At 57.1% G+C, this 19,742-nt stretch carries 17 protein-coding genes; 10 read left to right on the plus strand and 7 right to left on the minus strand.

Going from position 1 to position 19,742, the window contains the following annotated elements; all coding sequences use genetic code 11:
- Positions 1-28 precede the first annotated feature (28 nt).
- The gene (ppa, locus tag IAE48_RS09150) at positions 29-559 is read left to right on the plus strand and encodes an inorganic diphosphatase (RefSeq protein WP_023478348.1); all 531 of its coding nucleotides are present in this window, start codon (positions 29-31) and stop codon (positions 557-559) included.
- A 485-nt stretch (positions 560-1,044) separates the two neighbouring features.
- Here ppa and IAE48_RS09155 read toward each other — a convergent pair whose 3' ends face one another.
- The 3 genes from IAE48_RS09155 to tamA are packed head-to-tail and all read right to left on the minus strand — an operon-like array spanning position 1,045 to position 6,904.
- Positions 1,045-1,395 carry a gamma-glutamylcyclotransferase gene (locus IAE48_RS09155; protein ID WP_023478402.1) on the minus strand — a complete coding sequence of 117 codons (351 nt, stop codon included), beginning with the start codon at positions 1,393-1,395 and terminating at the stop codon, positions 1,045-1,047.
- A gap of 2 nt (positions 1,396-1,397) precedes the next feature.
- Positions 1,398-5,174, minus strand: a complete 3,777-nt coding sequence (gene tamB, locus IAE48_RS09160) for an autotransporter assembly complex protein TamB (protein WP_200134160.1) — start codon at positions 5,172-5,174, stop codon at positions 1,398-1,400.
- The gene (tamA, locus tag IAE48_RS09165) at positions 5,171-6,904 is read right to left on the minus strand and encodes an autotransporter assembly complex protein TamA (RefSeq protein WP_023478416.1); all 1,734 of its coding nucleotides are present in this window, start codon (positions 6,902-6,904) and stop codon (positions 5,171-5,173) included. The genes tamB and tamA overlap by 4 nt, the downstream gene beginning before the upstream one ends.
- 246 nt (positions 6,905-7,150) lie before the next feature.
- Between tamA and msrA the strand changes: the two genes are divergently transcribed.
- From msrA to IAE48_RS09180, 3 genes are all read left to right on the plus strand, one after another.
- Positions 7,151-7,795 (plus strand): peptide-methionine (S)-S-oxide reductase MsrA, encoded by a 645-nt coding sequence (msrA, locus tag IAE48_RS09170; RefSeq protein ID WP_200134161.1) that lies wholly within the window; start codon positions 7,151-7,153, stop codon positions 7,793-7,795.
- 56 nt (positions 7,796-7,851) lie between these two features.
- A complete protein-coding gene (locus IAE48_RS09175) occupies positions 7,852-8,178 on the plus strand; it encodes a hypothetical protein (RefSeq protein WP_023478468.1) in 327 nt (108 codons plus the stop codon).
- A 230-nt stretch (positions 8,179-8,408) separates the two neighbouring features.
- Entirely contained in the window at positions 8,409-9,743 is a 1,335-nt protein-coding gene (locus IAE48_RS09180) for a hemolysin family protein (RefSeq protein ID WP_200134162.1), read from the plus strand.
- Positions 9,744-9,818: 75 nt separating this feature from the next.
- Here the strand turns inward: IAE48_RS09180 and IAE48_RS09185 are convergent, their stop codons facing one another.
- A complete protein-coding gene (locus tag IAE48_RS09185; protein WP_023478541.1) occupies positions 9,819-10,025 on the minus strand; it encodes a DUF1107 domain-containing protein in 207 nt (68 codons plus the stop codon).
- Between the two features lie 336 nt (positions 10,026-10,361).
- Between IAE48_RS09185 and IAE48_RS09190 the strand changes: the two genes are divergently transcribed.
- Positions 10,362-10,919 carry a YtfJ family protein gene (locus tag IAE48_RS09190; RefSeq protein ID WP_094419211.1) on the plus strand — a complete coding sequence of 186 codons (558 nt, stop codon included), beginning with the start codon at positions 10,362-10,364 and terminating at the stop codon, positions 10,917-10,919.
- Here IAE48_RS09190 and cysQ read toward each other — a convergent pair.
- Positions 10,909-11,652, minus strand: a complete 744-nt coding sequence (gene cysQ / locus IAE48_RS09195; RefSeq protein WP_128483776.1) for a 3'(2'),5'-bisphosphate nucleotidase CysQ — start codon at positions 11,650-11,652, stop codon at positions 10,909-10,911. The genes IAE48_RS09190 and cysQ overlap by 11 nt on opposite strands.
- Positions 11,653-11,840: 188 nt before the next feature.
- Here cysQ and IAE48_RS09200 point away from each other — a divergent pair, with 188 nt between their 5' ends.
- Positions 11,841-13,784, plus strand: coding sequence for a bifunctional 2',3'-cyclic-nucleotide 2'-phosphodiesterase/3'-nucleotidase (locus tag IAE48_RS09200; RefSeq protein ID WP_200134163.1), 1,944 nt, complete (start codon positions 11,841-11,843; stop codon positions 13,782-13,784).
- 36 nt (positions 13,785-13,820) lie between these two features.
- Here IAE48_RS09200 and IAE48_RS09205 read toward each other — a convergent pair whose 3' ends face one another.
- On the minus strand, positions 13,821-14,216 hold the full coding sequence (locus IAE48_RS09205; protein ID WP_200134164.1) for a helix-turn-helix domain-containing protein: 396 nt from the start codon (positions 14,214-14,216) through the stop codon (positions 13,821-13,823).
- A gap of 83 nt (positions 14,217-14,299) precedes the next feature.
- Here IAE48_RS09205 and IAE48_RS09210 point away from each other — a divergent pair, with 83 nt between their 5' ends.
- The 3 genes from IAE48_RS09210 (at position 14,300) to IAE48_RS09220 (ending at position 17,092) form a co-directional block, all read left to right on the plus strand.
- Positions 14,300-15,148 carry an SDR family oxidoreductase gene (locus IAE48_RS09210; protein WP_042714600.1) on the plus strand — a complete coding sequence of 283 codons (849 nt, stop codon included), beginning with the start codon at positions 14,300-14,302 and terminating at the stop codon, positions 15,146-15,148.
- 80 nt (positions 15,149-15,228) lie between these two features.
- Positions 15,229-16,053 (plus strand): AraC family transcriptional regulator, encoded by an 825-nt coding sequence (locus tag IAE48_RS09215; RefSeq protein ID WP_094419206.1) that lies wholly within the window; start codon positions 15,229-15,231, stop codon positions 16,051-16,053.
- Positions 16,054-16,126: 73 nt separating this feature from the next.
- On the plus strand, positions 16,127-17,092 hold the full coding sequence (locus tag IAE48_RS09220; protein ID WP_200134165.1) for a DMT family transporter: 966 nt from the start codon (positions 16,127-16,129) through the stop codon (positions 17,090-17,092).
- 27 nt (positions 17,093-17,119) lie between these two features.
- Here IAE48_RS09220 and IAE48_RS09225 read toward each other — a convergent pair whose 3' ends face one another.
- A complete protein-coding gene (locus IAE48_RS09225) occupies positions 17,120-18,775 on the minus strand; it encodes a methyl-accepting chemotaxis protein (RefSeq protein ID WP_200134166.1) in 1,656 nt (551 codons plus the stop codon).
- Between the two features lie 273 nt (positions 18,776-19,048).
- Here IAE48_RS09225 and ytfE point away from each other — a divergent pair, with 273 nt between their 5' ends.
- Positions 19,049-19,714 (plus strand): iron-sulfur cluster repair protein YtfE, encoded by a 666-nt coding sequence (gene ytfE, locus IAE48_RS09230; protein ID WP_200134167.1) that lies wholly within the window; start codon positions 19,049-19,051, stop codon positions 19,712-19,714.
- Positions 19,715-19,742: the final 28 nt, after the last annotated feature.

Here is a 19,742-nt window from a genome sequence, read left to right on the forward strand (position 1 = left end):
TTTGCCACACATTTTAAAGGAAACAAACATGAGCTTACTCAACGTCCCGGCGGGTAAAGATCTGCCAGAAGATATCTATGTTGTTATCGAAATTCCGGCTAACGCTGACCCGATCAAATACGAAGTCGACAAAGAGAGCGGCGCGCTGTTCGTTGACCGCTTCATGTCCACCGCAATGTTCTATCCGTGCAACTACGGTTACATCAACCACACCCTCTCTCTGGATGGTGACCCGGTAGACGTGCTGGTGCCGACGCCGTACCCGCTGGAGCCAGGCTCTGTGATCCGCTGCCGTCCGGTTGGCGTGCTGAAAATGACCGACGAATCTGGTGAAGATGCCAAGCTGGTTGCGGTTCCGCACACCAAGCTGAGCAAAGAGTACGATCACATTAAAGATGTGAACGACCTGCCGGAACTGCTGAAAGCGCAGATCACTCACTTCTTCGAGCACTACAAAGATCTCGAAAAAGGCAAATGGGTGAAAGTGGACGGTTGGGACAACGCTGAAGCGGCGAAAGCTGAAATCGTTGCCTCCTTCGAGCGCGCTGCCAAGAAGTAAGCCGTTTTCGTAAGAGAAGCCCTGTAGCGCCCTGTGCGCGCAGGGCTTTTTTTATGTGTGCGGGTTGGGGATGGCGGGTTAGCCCTCCGGCTTTCGGCGCTGACCTGCATTGCCGGATGGCGGCGGGGCCTTATCCGGCCTACGAAGTGCACACGTCCGGCTTTCGGCGCCGGCCTGCATTGCCGGATGGCGGCGGGGTCTTATCCGGCCTACGGAGTGCGCACGTCCGGCTTTCGGCGCGGGCCTGCATTGCCGGATGGCGGCGATGCCTTATCCGGCCTACGGAGTGCGCACGTCCGGCTTTCGGCGCGGGCCTGCTTTGCCGGATGGCGGCGGGGCCTTATCCGGCCTACGAAGTGCGTCGTCGGCATGCGGGATGACAGAGGTTGCGGTTAAACGTAGGCCGGATAAGCGCAGCGCCATCCGGCAAAAATGCGCGGTGCAAAAAAAACCGCGCCATTGGCGCGGTTCTCTGTGACTGATTACTACTTTTGATAATGGTCGCGGTCAAGCCAGTCGCCGCTTTCAATCAAGGTTTTCCCCTCAACCGAACGCTGGTAGACGTACATCCATGCGCCACCGTACGGCGTCTGGATCAACTGCCGTTTATACTCGCCGCCTGCGGTACGCAGGGCGTCCAGCTCACCGAGCGTTGAGGCGTCGATGCGATAGACTTCACCCAGCACGCTGCCGTTGCCCGGCACCGCGCCTGGGTAGTGCCCCAGGCTGTACAGCTGATGATTTTCAACGCTGAAGTCGCCCAGCCACTGAGCGTTGGTCATCCAGTGGCTGTTGCCCTGCTTGCGTCGTAAACTGCCGTAGACAAATATTCGCATTGCTAAAACTCAAACTGATAGAGCAAATCAAGTGCCTGATCTACGCCAGACACCGCTTCAAGATACAGCTTAGGCATCAGACGATAACGTAACGTGAGAGTCGCCAGTGAGTCAAAAATTCCTACACCATATTTTACTTGTAGACCCGGCAGCACATAGCCGCTGACCACCACTTGTGAGGAGTCGCCGACGCCCTGTGTGTCCAGCGCCAGGTTGCTGACGCCAAAGGTCTCGCCGATTTTACCCACAACCTGCCCACTTTGCGCAACCCCCAGACCAATTAGCATTGACGTCATTGCCGCACTATCGCTCTGTTCGCTCTCCAGCCCCTGCCCGCGAAGCAGGTAGGACAACGCTTCCTGCTGCGACATCGCCGGGTCGGAGAAGATCTCCGCTTTCGGCTCATCCGCAGAGCCGGTGACGCGCACCCCGGCAATCACATCGTTCTCCGTGGCTTCCGGGTTACGGATCGCTTCGAGGTTGAGCAGCGGCTGATCCGGCGGGCCGGAGAAGAGCAGCTCACCTTTACGCACAATCAGATCCTGCCCGTATGCGCGGAAGCGCCCTTCCGGAATATTGATCTGCCCGTTCAGCCCAAGGCCCTGCTTATCCTGCGCCACTTTCAGATCGCCCGTCAGCCGCGCTTTCAGGCCGAAGGCCGAGAGCCGCACGTTATTGCCGACATGCACCGTCACATTGCTGTTGATCGGGATCGACGCGCGCTGCTCCTCTTCCGGTTGCAGTTGGTCGTTGAGCATCACCTCATCGCTGGAGACACCGACCGCGCTCTCCGGCACATCGTGCACCACAATGCGCGCCCACGGCACATCAACATCGCCGTCGAGGGTAAACAGGCTCGGCGTCGCTTCAAACACTACATCCGGCGAGACATCGAGGCGCACCATCGGCGGCACGGTGATGCGCACCTTGCTGCCTTTCGCCGCAATACGCGCGCGCCAGTTGTCGATCTGGCTCCAGTCCGCATCGCCGCTGAGGTTAATCTGCCCCTGGCTGGTGCGCACCACACCCTGCAACGTGGAAGTGGTTCCGTTAAAGTTCATCGCCAGCTGGCTCGGCTGCATGTCGAACGGCATAAAGTTGCCCTCAACATCCAGCGCATTCAGCCCAAGCTGACCAAACAGCTGCGGGCTTTGAGCGTTGCCGCCAAGGCGCAGGTTGGCATTGAGCGTCCCCGCCGCTTTCTCGCCGCGACTGAAGATGGCATTCGCCATCGCCAGCGAGAAGTTGCGAATGTTCACCGTTCCGCCGAGATTGCGTCGCCCTTGCGGATCGGTGACCTGGATCTGGCCGTCGAACTGGCCATTATTGGTCAGCCGCATCAGCCAGCCGAGATCGGCGCGATCGTTTTGCAGCTTCGCATTCAGGTTCAGCGTGTCGAAGGCGACCGGCAATGGCGCACCATTGACCTCCTGCGTCACTTTCACCCCACGCCCGGCAAGCGTCACCTGCCCCTGCGGCAGACCCGGTTTGGTGCTGTCCCAGCTGACATCCGCTTTGCCGCTAAAGACACCGCTCGCCTGCGTCGCTTCCGGCATAAACGGTTTCAGCATCGCAAGATCGAAACGATTGAGATTGACCACCGCGCGCCCTGCCGCACCGGCATCAATGGTCTGCGGCACGCACAGCTCGGCATTCGGGTTGAGCCAGCAGTGCGGGCCAATGGCGATCTTCTGCTCCTGGTTGCGGTAATCGAGCGCAATCTGGCGCGTCAGCGACCATGGCCCCACCGGCGTGGCGAAACGCGTGTCGCTGAGCGTCCCTTTCCAGCGCTGCTGCTGGCGATCGAAACTGCCTGCCAGCGCCAGCTGACCGGAGACCGGTTCACCCTGCACGCGCAGCTGCAACTTGTGCTGCTTCTCATTGCCGTCGGCGGCCAGCGTCACCAGGCTGATGTTGACGCCAGGCTGGGCGATACGCTCAACGCGCACGTTCAGCTTGCCGCCAATCTGATCGCTGGATTTCACATCCCCTTCCACGCGCACGCGGGCGATGGAGAGTTCCTGCCAGCGCAGATTGTTGGCAGTAATGTCCGCCAGTGCCTGCGGCGCATCGACGGTGCCGCGCACTTTCACTACCCCTTTCGCCGTGCCGCCAAGACCCGGCAGCGCGTTATCGAGACCTGGCGCATTGATAGTGGCGTCAAGGTTGAGATCTTTTACCCCCAACTCGCCTTTGATGTCAGCACTGTTTTTGCCCAGCTCAAGGTGCAGGCCGGGGATCACCCATTGCAGGTAGCTGTTGCCTTTCAGCTGCCCGTCGACCTTGACCCGGTTCTGCTTAACGTTACCGTCAAGCTTCAGCTCCGGTACATCCATCTGCCAGCTGCCGCCGTAAAGGCTGCCACGGGTTTTCACCAGGCCATTGAGCTTCGCAGGCCAATCGGGGAAGGCTTTTGCCGTATCGATGTCCTTCAGCGTCAGTTCGCCGCGCCAGCTGATCGCCTGCTGCCAGTCGAGCAGCGCTTTCAGTTCGGTGGTGCCCTGTAGTGCGGCGATGGAGAGCTTATCGATACTGATCTGCTGCGCATTGCCTTTACCGTCCAGCGTGATGGTGGCCGGCGGAACCTGCTGCCCTTTTACCGCCGTGCGGAACGAAAGCGCATAGTCGGTCATTTTGCCGCTGAGCTTCAGCTTCAGGTTATCGGCCTGGTACTGCTTCTCGCCGGTAAAGGGCCAGTAGAGCTGCTGGCTGGTGATATCAAGATTGAGCGGTAACCCCGCTTCGGCCAGCCGCGTCTGCGCCCGAAGCACCATATCCACCGGGCCAGAGAGGTTAACGCCAAGCTCCAGCTGCTTGCGCAGTTCGCCGCCCACTTTCAGCTTCACCTTCTCGCCTTTCAGCGGATCGACATTCAGCGTCGAGTTGAGCGTGATATCGACCGGCCAGCTGTCGCGCAGCTGCGCGGTGCCGGTGGCGTTGACCTGGCCCTGATTCGAGTCGATATCGAAGGCGTCGAGCTTCATCTGCCCGTCAATGCTGCTCACTTTCAGCAGCAGGCTGCGCACGAGGATATCGGTGTCGCCGGTCAGGCGCAGCTGCTCGCCGCGAAACGCTTCAATATTCAGATTGAGCGGCAGATGCACATCCTGCATCTCCGGCAGCAGCGGCTTCTCAAACAACGCTTTCAGCGTTTCGCCCAGCGGTTTCTCTTCCGGTTTGGGGTTGTGAACCTTCGGATCCAGAACCTCTTCCTGCGCCACATCGGCCGCTTTCGGCAGGGCAATCAGCAAGCCCTGTAGCGAGGTCGGTTTCAGGGTCAGGTTTTTCTCCTGCCAGTTGAGACCGGAGCTAAAATCCATCAGCGAGACGGTGGTGTCATCGATTTTGATATTGATGTTTTCCAGCGCCACCCGGCTCAGCGTAATCGGGTACGGCGTGGAGAGGTTCAGCGGCCCGCTATCTTCCTCTTCCACCTTCTGCGCAGGCGGCATCTTTTTGGTGTCGATCGCCACGTTGATATCTTTCAGCGACAGATCGTTAACGCAAACACTGCTGTTGCGCAGGCAGCCGAGGTTAAGCGCAAAGTGGATCTGCCCCGCATCGACCGCCACGCCCGGTTGGGTATAGCGGATATTTTTCAGCGACAGATCGCGCCAGCCGCCGGTGACCTGGCCAATCTCCAGCCCCGGCACCCAGCGGTTCGCTGCTTTAAACAGCAGATGCAGGCCGCTGGTGGTGCCGACCAGAAAGATCGCCGTGCCCAGCAGTAACACAAGAAACGCCACCACGCCGAGGCTGATCTTCTTCCATAAACTCATAATTCTGGCCCCAACCCGATGTAAAACTGCAACCCGTGCTCCTCTTTATCGCCGACCGGTACCGCGAAATCGAGCTTGATCGGCCCGACCGGTGACTGCCAGCGCACGCCGACGCCGGTGCCGGTTTTAAAGTTGCTGCGGCGGATATCGCTCACCGCTTCGCCGCTGTCGACAAACACCGCGCCCCACCATTTCCCGGTGACATTGTACTGGTACTCCAGCGAGCCGGTGGCCAGTTTTGAGGCGCCGATCAGTTTGCCGCGTTCGTTCTCCGGCGAGATCGATTTGTATTTATAACCACGAATGCTGCGATCGCCCCCGGCGAAGAAGCGCAGATCCGGCGGCACGCGCTGGAAATCCCCGGTTTCAATCCAGCCGAGGTTGCCACGCGCGATAAAGCGGTGGCGATCGTAGAGCGTGCGGATCCAGACGTTCTGCGCCTGCAAGACGAGGAAGTCGACATCCGATCCCCACGCGGTGTTGGAGTAATCGACCGAGTAGCGCTGAGAGTCGCCCCAGGTCGGCATCAGGCCGCCGCGCGAGCGGGTACGGCTAATCATCACGCCCGGATAGAGCAGCATGGTGGTGTTAGTAACGTTGGCCTGGGTAAAGTGATCGAGGCTCCAGCGCAGGTTGATCGCCCGCTGCCAGCCGCTGGAGAGGTCCCAGTAGCGCGACAGCGCGAGCGTCGTTGAGTCCGCTTCCGTATCGTTAAGATCGGTACGCTTGAACCCGCCCTGCACCAGGTAATACTGCTCCAGCGGATTTTTCAGCAGCGGCATTTTGTAGCTGAAATCGAGCTGCTGCTCCGGCGCCGAGACGCTCATGCTGGTGGTAAAGCTGTGGCCGTAGGAGTTGACCCACGGTTTTTTCCACGTCGCTTTGACGCGCGGCCCGACATCGGTCGAGTAACCGACGCCGGTCTCAATGGTGTTTTCCGTGCGCGGCGAAACCACGCCTCTCAGCGGCAGCACTTTGGTCTTACGCGCTTTATCAAATTCCGGCGCGACAATCACCGAGTTAAACCAGCCGGTGGCGGAGAGGCGGCGGTTAAGCTCTGCCAGATCCTGGGTCTGGTAATAGTCCCCCTCGTGGAAAGGGATGAGGTTTTGCAGATACTCGTCGCGAATTTGCGAGCCCTGGAAGGTGACATCGCCGAAGCGGTAACGCTGACCGCTGTCATAATCGATATCCCAGAACGCCTGGCGGCGATCCAGCGCAATGCCCAGCTGGCTTTTGTTGAACTGGCTGTCGAAGTAGCCTTTACGCAGCGCAACGCTGGTCAGGGATTTTTTAAAGCTGTCGTAGTCGTGGTGGTTTAACACCGTGCCGATAGCCGGGCGCTTTTTCAGCAGCGAAAGGTAGTCGCTGTCGGTGCGCGCGCCGCCGCGCAGGATCACGTTGTTGCCGCCGATGCGCACAGGCTCACCCGCCGTAACGCGGGCGATCAGCACCTGGCGCCCCTTTTCCGGCGGTGGACGCAGTTCGAAAACAATGGTTGGCTCGTAGTAGCCTAACGCTTTTAACCCTTCGCGGATGGCATCATCAACGCGCGCCTGGAAACGGCGGTCGGGCGTCACTTCATCACTCTGGATAGTCGACAGTTGGGCGCGCACATTTTTTTGCAGTTGCCCGGTTAACCCCTCAAGTTGCAATCGCACATTGGCGGCGAATGCCGTTTCGCTCACCAGCAACAAACCGGCAAAACATAAAAGACGGATCTTTGGCACGTTCTCTCCTGAATATCCTCGCTCCCACTCCTGGAAGGAAACGTAAGCGCAGCTCCGCGCTGGGCCTGATTGTGCCACGACAGCAGCAGCCAGGCTGATAAAAACCCGCATTATCGGGTTGAAAAACGGACGACTAGCCCAAAATTTCTTATGTTTAAATCTAGTCTGATTTAGGTCGTACATTGTGTTAAAACACCATCCTTAACACAACCCTAACCGCAATGACACTCGCCGGGAGGTATTACCGTGAGCCTGTTCGATAAAAATAACCTTGTTTCTCAGTCTGATGCTCTGCCCGGACGCCCGACGCCGATGCCTGTCGCCAGTTTACACGCTGTTAACGAGCACTCGATGACACACGTCCCGGAAGGGATGGAGGTGGCGATTTTCGCCATGGGTTGCTTCTGGGGCGTGGAACGCCTCTTCTGGCAGCGCGAAGGGGTCTACAGCACCGCCGCAGGCTACACCGGCGGCTACACGCCAAACCCGACCTACCGCGAAGTGTGCAGCGGCGATACCGGGCATGCCGAAGCGGTACGCGTGGTTTACGATCCGAAGGTGGTGAGCTACGAGCAGCTGTTACAGATCTTCTGGGAGAACCACGATCCAGCCCAGGGGATGCGTCAGGGCAACGATCGCGGCACGCAATACCGCTCCGCCATCTATCCGCTCACCCCGGAGCAGGACGCCGCCGCCCGCGAAAGCCTGGCGCGCTTCCAGGCCGCAATGCGTGAAGCGGGTGACGCACGCACCGTCACCACTGAGATCGCCAGCGCCAAACCGTTCTATTACGCGGAAGATGAGCACCAGCAATATCTCTATAAAAATCCGCAGGGCTATTGCGGGATTGGTGGTATCGGCGTGTGCTTGCCGCCGCAGCTTAACCAGTAACGGGATAGTCGACCTGAAAAGGTCGGCTTTTTTTGGTGTTCATGGAAGTCAGATAAATGGAGCTATTTCAGCCTCTGCCGATATGGCCGATTATTCTCTATTACACTCTTTCAATAGCGATATTCGCGCTACTTTTTACTATCAAAACTAAGATCAACAACAGAAATTATTATTGGCTCTTTGTGTTTTATACTTTTTTTGTCGTTGCGGTGGCCGCCATTCAGTTTTGTATTTTGATGCATGGCACCTCTTTTATGAAAGGCTTCTTGCATATCAACCTCGATGTCGATCGATACGACTCAATACGCTGGGGTGCCGGATTTTTTGCCTTGATAAGCTATTTCGCTATGCCGCAAAACAAATACGTTAAAGTTGCCAAATAACCTTAATTATTGTGCGTAATTTTAACTATCAGGCGGTAAGTAATCCGGAAAAGACCCGATGTTTTTCTGCACGGTAACAAAGCGACTACGCCTCTGGCAGCGTCACCTGAGCTTACGCTATACTAACGGCGCAATTGCCGGTCCACCGCTTCGGGCCGGCATTCATTGTGTTTACCACATGGATATTCCAAAAAAACCTTCCGAGGATCCGGTTAATAGCTGGATAAATTATGTTAAACAGTATCTTAGTCATACTCTGTCTGATCGCGGTGAGCGCGTTTTTCTCGTTATCTGAGATCTCGCTTGCCGCATCGCGAAAAATCAAACTTAAACTGCTTGCCGATGATGGCAACATCAACGCTCAACGCATCCTGAAAATGCAGGAAAATCCCGGCACCTTCTTCACCGTGGTGCAGATCGGCCTGAACGCCGTCGCCATTTTGGGTGGTATCGTCGGTGACGCCGCCTTCTCCCCCGCGTTTTACAATCTGCTGCTCAATGTCGTTTCACCACAGCTTGCCGATCAGCTGAGCTTTATCATCTCGTTCACGCTGGTAACGAGTCTCTTTATCCTGTTTGCTGATTTGACGCCGAAACGCATCGGTATGATTGCGCCTGAAGTTGTGGCTTTGCGCATCATCAACCCGATGCGCTTCTGTCTCTTCGTTTTCCGCCCGCTGGTCTGGTTCTTTAACGGCATGGCGAACGTCATTTTCCGCATCTTCAAGCTGCCGATGGTGCGCAAAGATGACATCACCTCTGACGATATCTACGCCGTGGTGGAAGCCGGTGCGTTAGCCGGGGTGCTGCGTAAGCAGGAGCATGAACTGATTGAGAACGTGTTTGAGCTGGAGTCGCGCACCGTTCCCTCGTCGATGACTTCGCGTGAAAACGTGATTTGGTTCGATCTGCACGAAGATGAGCAGAGCCTGAAAAACAAAGTGTCGGAGCATCCGCACTCGAAGTTTCTGGTCTGTAACGGCGATATCGACCATATCGTCGGCTATGTTGACTCAAAAGATCTGCTTAACCGCGTACTGGCGAACCAGAGTATGGCGCTTAACAGCGGCGTGCAGATCCGCAACACCCTGATTGTGCCGGACACGTTGACGCTCTCTGAAGCGCTGGAAAGTTTCAAAACTGCGGGTGAAGATTTCGCCGTGATCATGAACGAATATGCGCTGGTGGTGGGGGTGATTACCCTCAACGACGTAATGACCACGCTGATGGGCGATCTGGTCGGCCAGGTGGAAGAGATGATCGTCGCCCGCGATGAAAACTCGTGGCTGATTGACGGCGGTACGCCGATTGACGACGTAATGCGCGTGCTGGATATCGATGAGTTCCCGCAGTCCGGCAATTATGAAACCATTGGCGGTTTTATGATGTTTATGCTGCGTAAAATCCCGAAACGCACCGATGCGGTGAAGTTCTCCGGCTACAAGTTTGAAGTGGTGGATATTGATAACTACCGCATCGATCAGCTGCTGGTGACGCGTATTGATGCCCGCACCACGGTGCTGACGCCGAAGTTACCGGATATGGAAGATAAAGGCGCGGCGTAATGCCGGAAGCGGAAACATCAACGGCCCCATTGGGGCCGTTTTTTATAGGACTTTATTACTGCATAGCACAACAGATTAAGCCATTTCGGTCTGCAGGCGCAGAACCTGGCGGTTAACTTCAGACATAACAGAAAAGTGCTGTTTGTCTTTCACTTTCGGCAGAAGGATCTTGCCCTTATCAAACTCGAAAGCGCCAACGTCCTTGATATACAACCGTCCACGGAACAGGATCTTGACGTACTTAGCCACCTGAAGTGGGTTGTAACGCTGGAAAATTTTCATTCTTCTATCTCTCCTGTAAAACAGATTACGCCCTTGCGGTGCCACATTTGGTCCGACGTTGATGAGCGCAAATTTTGATGCCCAGTGACTATAGTCCACAACATGAGCGATACATAGTCTGAATGGGTTTATTTACCTTTTGATGACAATTAATCAGAATTTTCTTTTCAAACCCTGAAACTTCGCAGTATAAGCCTACGTTTTTTAACCGATATGTGCGTTAACCCGCAAACTGGCACCCCAATTGCGGGAAAAGCGTATTGATCGCACATATGATTAAACTGCCGTACCGAGTGGTCGGATCACCTGCATATAAACATGAGAGATGGAGACACCATGACCCTACGTAACATTCTGGCAGCGACATGCTTGTTACTGCCGCTGGTCGCTTCAGCGCATAACTTTGAAACCAACCAGCGCGTGCCGCCTGTGGGCGTTGCCGACCGCGGGGAGTTGCTGCTGAATAACGACAAGTTTAGCTACAAAAACTGGAATAGCGCGCAGCTGGCTGGAAAAGTGCGCGTGGTGATGCATATTGCCGGTCGCACCTCGGCAAAAGAGAAGAATGCCGCGCTGATTGAGGCGATCAAAAGTGCCAGCCTGCCGCACGACAGATACCAGACCACCACCATTGTGAACACCGACGACGCCATTCCGGGCAGCGCGATGTTTGTGCGCAGCAGCCTGGAGAGCAATAAGAAGCTCTATCCATGGTCACAATTTATCGTCGACAGCGAAGGTTCCGTGCGTAAAGCCTGGCAGCTGGAAGAGAAAGGCTCCGCGATTGTGGTGCTCGATAAAGAGGGTCGCGTAGAGTTTGCAAAAGATGGCAGCCTGAGCCAGCAAGAGGTGCAGCAGGTGGTTGCCCTGCTGCATAAACTGCTCAGTAAATAGAGACGCGAAAGCCGGGGTTGAGGAATGACTCGCGTGGGGTGTAATCCAGCGTCAGTCCCTTCCAGTCATGAACGTGCGCCCCGGCCGCTACCGCCACCGCGTGGCCGGCCGCCGTATCCCAGACGCTGGTCGGCCCAAAGCGCGGGTAGAGCTGCGCTTTCCCTTCCGCCACCAGGCAGAACTTCAGCGATGAACCAATCGCCGTGGTTTGATGCTCGCCAAGCTGGTGCAGATACTCCTCCAGCTCCGGATCGTTCGAATGCGAGCGGCTGATAACCACCAGCGGCGGCCGCGCATCACGCACCTGAATCGGCTGGCGATGACCGCCCTCCTCTTTCCATGCACTGCCCTCTGCGGCGGCGTACATCACATCAAGCACCGGAGCATAGACCACGCCCAGCACCGGTTTGCCCTGCTCAATCAGCGCGATGTTGACGGTAAACTCACCGTTACGCTTGATAAACTCTTTGGTGCCGTCGAGCGGGTCCACCAGCCAGAAACGATCCCAGCTCTGGCGCGTCTCCCACGCCGGAGGATCTTCTTCAGACAGGATCGGAATATCCGGCGCTAACGCCTGCAACCCGCGCACAATCACATGGTGTGCGGCGATATCCGCCGCCGTCACCGGCGAGTCATCCACTTTACTGGTCACATCCATCGGCTGATGGCCGTCGTACACCTGCATAATGGCATCGCCCGCGTCGCGCGCGAGCTGACAAATTGCATCTAACATATCCACCTCTCTCTGTGCAGTGGTGCGTAACTCATTGTTTTACTTATATCGCATTGCGCCGCGATCTGCCAACTGTGAGAGGGATTGCAGTTTTATTGCTCACTTTTATGGCACTATTCACAATTCTGTAAGCAACACACTGTACATAACAATTTCTTTTGTGGCTTAGATCGAAAAGGACGCCTCTGATGATTAAGTTTAGTGCAACGCTTTTGGCCACGCTGATTGCGGCCAGCGCGCAAGCGGCAACGGTGGATTTACGTATTATGGAAACCACTGATTTGCATAGCAATATGATGGATTTTGATTACTACAAAGACTCGGCAACGGAAAAATTTGGCCTGGTGCGCACCGCCAGCCTGATTAATGCCGCGCGCGGCGAAGCGAAAAACAGTGTGCTGGTCGATAACGGCGACTTAATCCAGGGCAGCCCGCTGGGCGACTATATGGCGGCAAAAGGGCTGAAAAAGGGCGATATTCACCCAGTCTACAAAGCGCTGAACACCCTCGATTACGCGGTCGGCAACCTCGGTAACCACGAATTTAACTACGGGCTGGATTACCTGCATATGGCGCTGGCTGGGGCGAAATTCCCCTATGTGAACGCCAACATCATCGATGCTAAAACCAACAAACCGCTCTTCACCCCTTATCTGATCAAAGAGACGCCGGTGGTGGATAAAGAGGGTAAAACCCACACCCTGCGAATCGGTTATATCGGCTTCGTGCCGCCACAAATTATGGTGTGGGACAAAGCCAACCTGAGCGGCAAAGTGACGGTGAACGACATCACCGAAACCGCGCGCCACTATGTGCCGGAGATGCGCGCGAAAGGCGCCGACCTGGTGGTCGTCGTTGCTCACTCCGGTCTCTCGGCGGAGCCTTACCAGGCAATGGCGGAGAACTCCGTTTACTACCTCAGCCAGGTGCCGGGCGTTGATGCGATCCTGTTTGGTCACGCGCACGCCGTCTTCCCGAGCAAGGAGTTTGCCGCCATTAAAGGCGCGGATGTCAGCAAAGGGACGCTGAACGGTATTCCGGCGGTGATGCCGGGCATGTGGGGCGATCACCTCGGCGTGGTCGACCTGGTGCTGAATAACGATGCCGGTAAGTGGAAAGTGAGCGACGCGAAAGCGGAAGCGCGGCCGATTTATGATGCCGCGGCCAAAAAAGCGCTGGTCGGCGAAGATGCCAAGCTGGTGCAGATCCTCAAGCACGATCACGATGCTACCCGCGAGTTCGTCGGTAAACCGATTGGCAAATCGGCGGACAACATGTACAGCTACCTGTCGCTGGTGCAGGATGACCCGACCGTGCAGGTGGTGAACAACGCGCAGAAAGCCTATGTTGAGCACTTTATTCAGGGCGATCCGGATCTGGCGAAGCTGCCGGTGCTCTCTGCCGCCGCACCGTTTAAAGCGGGCGGGCGTAAAAACGATCCGGCCAGCTTTGTTGAAGTGGAAAAGGGGCAGCTCACCTTCCGTAACGCCGCCGATCTCTACCTCTACCCCAATACGCTGGTGGTGGTGAAAGCGACCGGCAAAGAGGTGAAAGAGTGGCTGGAGTGCTCCGCCGGGCAGTTCAACCAGATCGATCCCAACAGCGACAAGCCGCAGAACTTAATTAACTGGGACGGTTTCCGCACCTATAACTTCGACGTTATCGACGGCGTGAAGTACCAGATTGATGTCACGCAGCCCGCGCGCTATGACGGCGAGTGCCAGAGCATCAATCCCAAGGCGGAGCGCATTAAGAACCTGACCTTTGACGGCAAGCCTATTGACCCGAATGCGGTGTTCCTCGTTGCCACTAATAACTACCGCGCTTACGGCGGCAAGTTTGCCGGTACCGGCGACAGCCATATCGCCTTTGCGTCGCCGGATGAGAACCGCGCGGTGCTGGCGAAGTGGATCAGCGATGAGACGCAGCGCGCAGGGGAGATCCACCCGGCGGCGGACAACAACTGGCGTCTGGCACCGATCAGCAGCAGCCACAAGCTGGATATTCGCTTTGAAACTGCGCCAACGGAGAAAGCGGCGGCGTTTATCAAAGAGAAAGCGCAGTATCCAATGCAGAAAGTCGGCAACGACGAAATTGGCTTCGCGCTCTACAGCATCGATTTACGCAAGTAAGCAATTTACCCGCAGTCGATAGCGGCTGCGGGTTGATTACGCCACATCGCGCTCGCGGTGATGGGCCATCACTTCGGGCAAGTTCAGCTCAATCCAGTCTGCCAGCGCGGCAACCTTTTCACTCACCTGCTCGCCGAGCGGCGTCAGGCTATATTCAACATGGGGCGGCACCACCGGAAAGGCGACGCGGTTAACAAAACCATCCTGCTCCAGCCACTGCAGGCTCTGCGCCAGCATCTTCTCACTGACGCCGCCCATTTTGCGGCGCAGATCGCTAAAGCGGTGTGTCCCTTCGCGCAGGGCGACCAGAATTAAGACGCCCCAGCGGCTGGTGACGTGTTTCAGCACATCCCGGGAGGGGCACTGCTCGGCGAAGAGATTGCCGTCGCGCATCTGTTCGCTCAGGGTTTGTGGGTGAGTTTGCTGTTTCATACTTACCTTTTTGTACGTACTTACTAAAAGTTAGCTAGGGTGCTAGCCTACCACAACACTTACCCCCACGCAGGAGAAACATCATGATTGCACTCACCGGCGCCACCGGCCAACTCGGCCAGTTTGTTGTAGAAGCCCTGTTAAAAAGCGTTCCCGCAAAAGAGATTGTCGCCATCGTGCGTAACCCAGCGAAAGCCGAAGCGCTCAGCAAACAAGGCCTTATTGTTCGCCAGGGCGATTACAACGATCAGGCCGCCCTCACCCAGGCGCTGGCGGGCGTCGAAAAACTGCTGCTCATCTCCAGCAGCGAAGTCGGCCAGCGCGCCGCGCAGCACCGCAATGTGATCAACGCTGCGAAAGCCGCAGGGGTGAAATTTATCGCCTACACCAGCCTGCTGCATGCCGATACCTCACCGCTTGGCCTGCACGTTGAGCATGTGGAAACCGAAAAGCTGCTCGCCGAATCCGGCATCCCGTTTGCCCTGCTGCGTAACGGCTGGTACAGCGAAAACTACCTCGCGAGCGCACCGGCGGCGCTGGCGCACGGCGTCTTCATCGGTGCGGCGGGCGAGGGCAAAATCGCCTCGGCAACGCGTGCCGATTATGCCGCTGCTGCCGCGCGTGTCATTAGCGAAGAGGGTCATGCCGGCAAGGTTTACGAACTGGCGGGCGACAGCGCCTGGACGCTGAGCGACCTGGCGGCACTGCTGAGCGAGGCGAGCGGTAAGAAGGTGGTTTACCAGAACCTGAGTGAAGCGGATTTTGCCGCCGCGCTGAAAGGCGCAGGTCTGCCGGACGGGCTGGCAGAGATGCTGGCGGATTCCGATATCGGTGCCTCGAAAGGTGGGCTGTTTGACGATAGCCAGACCCTGAGCAAACTGATCGGTCGCCCGACCACCTCGATCGCCGACAGCGTTAACGATCTGCTGTAACGTTAATAATTGGTTAAATTTTATAGCCTCTCACCGGGTCATCCCTAATAATAGAGGGCATGTTCCGGGGGAGGTGAAGTGTGGAAGGCGTACCTGAGCAGTTTATTGACGAGCGCGACAGCGCGCGGTTTCGCCACCTGGCGCAGTTACCGGGTGTGGAGCTGTACCATGCGCACATCTCCCGCTACGCCTTTGAGCCACATACTCATGAAGCGTTTGGCATTGGCGCGATTGAATCCGGTGCCGAGCGCTTTCGCTATCGCGGAACGCAGCATGTCGCCCCGACCAATGCGATCGTCACCATGAACCCCGATGAGATCCACACCGGCGAAGCGGTAGGTGAAGAGGGGTGGCGCTACCGCATGGTCTATCTCGACCCCGATCTGTTGGAGCAGGTAACCGGCGTGCGTCACTGGTGGTTTCGCGATGTCACGCGGCTCGATGCGCTGCGCGCGCGCCAGATCTCCAGCCATATTTATGCCCTCTGGCATACCGACGATCCACTGGCGCAACAGGGCGTGCTGCTCGATCTGATTGATACCTTTCGCCCGCTGGCGCAACACGCGCCGCAGCGCCCGGAAGGAGCGCACCGTTTTGAGCGGGTGCGCGAATACCTGCATGACAACTATATGCGCAGCCTGACGCTCGACGATCTGGCAAGCGTCGCGGCGCTCAGCCCCTATCACTTCCAGCGCCAGTTCAAAGCCCATTTTCACGTCACGCCGCACCAGATGCTGATGGCGATCCGCCTGTGGCGCGCCAAGCATTTTCTCACCCAGGGGATGCCTGCGGCAGATGTTGCCGCCTTAACAGGCCTGACGGATCAATCCCACCTCACCCGTGCCTTTACCCTGCGCTACGGCATTACTCCGGTGCGCTACCAAAAGCAGGTTGCGCGCCGATAATGCGCAATCTCCTACAATACGCCCCCGCCCTGCTCCCCTACACTGGCGTCAACCAGATAAAAGAGGTGAAGAGATGGTAAGTGGTGTGTTGTATGCCTTGCTCGCCGGGCTGTTTTGGGGGCTGATTTTTGTCGGGCCGCTGATCGTGCCGGATTACCCGGCCGCCCTGCAATCGACGGGGCGCTACCTGGCACTGGGGCTGATCGCGCTGCCGCTGGCGTGGCTTGGGCGCGCGCGTTTGCGCCAGCTAACGCGCGGCGACTGGTGGACAGCGCTATGGCTCACGTTAATGGGTAATCTGATCTACTACGTCTGCCTTGCCAGCGCTATTCAGCGCACCGGTGGCCCGGTGTCGACGATGATCATCGCCACGCTGCCGGTGGTGATCCCGGTGTGTGCCAACCTGCTCTACAGCCAGCGTGACGGCAAGCTCGCATGGGGCCGGTTGCTACCGGCGCTGATCGCCATCGCTGTCGGGCTGGGGTGTGTGAACGTTGCCGAACTGCGTCAGGGCATTGCGGATTTTAGCTGGAGCCGGTATGGCTCAGGCATTGCGCTGGCCTTTGTTTCCGTGGCGTGCTGGGCGTGGTATGCGCTGCGTAACGCGCGCTGGCTGCGGGAAAACCCGGATAAGAACCCGATGATGTGGGCAACGGCACAAGCGCTGGTGACGCTGCCGTTGTCCCTGGTAGGCTATCTTGCGGCGTGTCTGTGGCTTGACGTTCAGCAGCCCGACTTCGCGCTCCCCTTCGGCCCGCGTCCGCTGCTGTTTATCGGCCTGATGTTCATCATTGCGGTGCTCTGCTCGTGGGTGGGTGCGCTGTGCTGGAACATTGCCTGCCAGCGTCTGCCGACGGTGATTGTCGGCCCGCTGATCGTCTTTGAAACCCTTGCCGGGCTGCTCTATACCTTTCTGCTGCGCCAGAGCCTGCCGCCGCTCTTAACCCTGCTCGGCATTACCCTACTGATTGGCGGCGTGGTGATGGCCGTCGCGTCGAAACCGCAGAAAGCCCGTATCACATCCCTTGAGCAGCCATAAAAAAACCCGGCTTACGCCGGGTTTTAATCAGAAGGTTTCCCAGTTGGCTTCGTTAACGCTGGCCGTGGCCGGTGTCTTCGCCATCGCAACCGGCGAGCGCAACGCAGGACGCTGAACGTCACGGCTGCGGTTCACTTTGAACACCGCAACGGTTTCGGTCAGGCGCGCAGCCTGCTCTTCCAGCGCAGCGGCCGCAGCGGCGGACTCCTGCACCAGCGAGGCGTTCTGCTGGGTCACGCGATCCATCTCCGCAACAGCCTGGCCAACCTGGTCGATACCACGGCTCTGCTCATCGGACGCAGAGGAGATTTCGCCCATGATATCCGTCACACGCGTTACCGCGCTGACAATCTCAGCCATGGTTTCACCGGCTTCGTGAACCAGCGCCGAACCGGCGCTTACGCGGTTACCGGAGTCATCAATCAGCCCTTTGATCTCTTTCGCGGCCTGCGCGCTGCGCTGTGCCAGCGTACGCACTTCACCTGCCACTACGGCAAAACCACGACCCTGCTCACCGGCACGCGCGGCTTCTACCGCGGCGTTCAGCGCCAGGATGTTGGTCTGGAAGGCGATACCGTCGATCACGTTGGTGATCTGGGCGATTTTGCTGGAGCTGGCGGCGATTTCGTCCATGGTACGCACCACGCCATCAACTACTTCACCGCCTTTCTTCGCGGTACCGGACGCGTTAAGCGCCAGCTGCGTTGCCTGACGGGCGTTGTCGGCGTTCTGTTTCACCGTCGCGGTCAGCTGCTCCATGCTGGCTGCGGTCTCTTCCAGCGAGGCCGCTTGCTGCTCGGTGCGCGAGGAGAGATCGTTGTTACCGATAGAGATTTCACCGGCACCGGTATAGATAGTGTCTGCGCCATCGCGCACCACGCTAACGGTTTTCACCAGCGACTGCTGCATCTCCTGCACGTTCTGCGCCAGACGCGCCATCTCGTTGGAGCCTTCGGCATGGATCGCGTGAGTCAAATCACCGGTCGCGATATGGCGAATGTGGCCCATAACTTCATGCAGCGGCTTCAGCAGCACGCGCTGCATTGCTATCCAGCTCATGGCGATAACGCCCAGCACAACAACCATCACTGCCGCCAGGATCCAAAGAATGCGGATGTAGTCATGTTCGTTCTGCTGCACGCCTTCGCTGGCAAGCCTTGCCTGCTCGGCGCGCCAGGCGCGGTAGCTCTTCTCCATCCCTTCCTGTTTTTTCTGCGCATTCTGACGGAACATATCTTCCAGCTTACCGGCCAGCAGCAGGCGGTTCATCTCGGTCAGCGTTGCGTGGTAGGTGGAGTACTGCTTCTCCAGCTCGTCAGAGAGGGCCTGGTCCATACCCGGCGTCTGCGGCAGCTTGTAGTAAATATCGTAATGCTGCTGCGCCTGGTTAAGCAGGTTGGTGGCGTTTTGCACCAGCTCACCGAGCTGGCCGCCGTTAATCTGGCTGGCGGTGCTGCTCTGTAAGCGCAGCATGCCGCGGTTCAGGGTCACGCGCGCCTGGTTGAGGCTGATCCACGCATCGGTAAATTCGGATACGTTCTGGCTCGATACCTGGGAAACATTGAAGTTGTGCTTGTCATTGTTTAGCGCACTAATGAAAACGCCAGCTGAAATCAGCTGAAGTGCGCCAAGCACAACTAAAACCATGATTAATAAAGTTATAACTTTGATACGTTTGAACATCGTCGGCCTTTATCGCGTACAGAATATTGTCAGAACAGAGACTATCGGCAGCGGTGAAAAGTTGTTTAATGTCAATAATTTGCCCTATCCAAAACTTTCCAGAAAAAGTAATTGTATTCAATGTGTTAATTTCGAAAGATTTTTTGTGATTCATATCACGGTTTTTCACGCAGGAAAGGAATAAGGGCTGCCGCGTTCTCCGTAAGGGGTATATCATCGATATAAAGATGCATTTAAAATACAACTTATAGATTCCACGATGAGGTAACTGCTATGGCTTTCCGCGATCAACCCCTGGGCGAGCTGGCGCTCTCCATCCCCCGCGCCTCTGCTCTGTTTCGTAAATATGATATGGATTACTGCTGCGGCGGTAAGCAGACGCTGGGCCGCTCGGCGGCGCGTAAAGAACTCGATATCGATGCTATCGAAGCCGAACTGGCGAAGCTGGCCGAGCAGCCTCTCGACAAGGAGTGGCGCACGGCGCCGCTGGCAGAGATCATCGATCACATCATTGTGCGTTACCACGATCGCCACCGCGAACAGCTGCCGGAGCTGATTCTGCAAGCCAGCAAAGTGGAGCGCGTCCACGCCGATAAACCGAATGTGCCGCTCGGGTTAACCAAATACCTCACCATGCTGCATGAGGAGCTCTCCAGCCACATGATGAAGGAGGAGCAAATCCTCTTCCCGATGATTAAACAGGGCATGGGCGCACAGGCGATGGGGCCCATCAGCGTGATGGAGAGCGAGCATGATGAGGCGGGCGAGCTGCTGGAGGTGATTAAGCACACCACGCAGAATGTGACGCCGCCGCCGGAAGCCTGCACCACCTGGAAGGCGATGTATAACGGTATCAACACGCTGATTGATGATTTGATGGAACACATCAGCCTGGAAAATAACAATCTTTTCCCGCGTGCCCTCGCAGGCGAAAAATAAAAAGACGCCCGAGAGCGTCCTTGATATG

Source organism: Kosakonia sp. S57 (assembly GCF_016516575.1).
Classification (GTDB): Bacteria; Pseudomonadota; Gammaproteobacteria; order Enterobacterales; family Enterobacteriaceae; genus Kosakonia; species Kosakonia cowanii.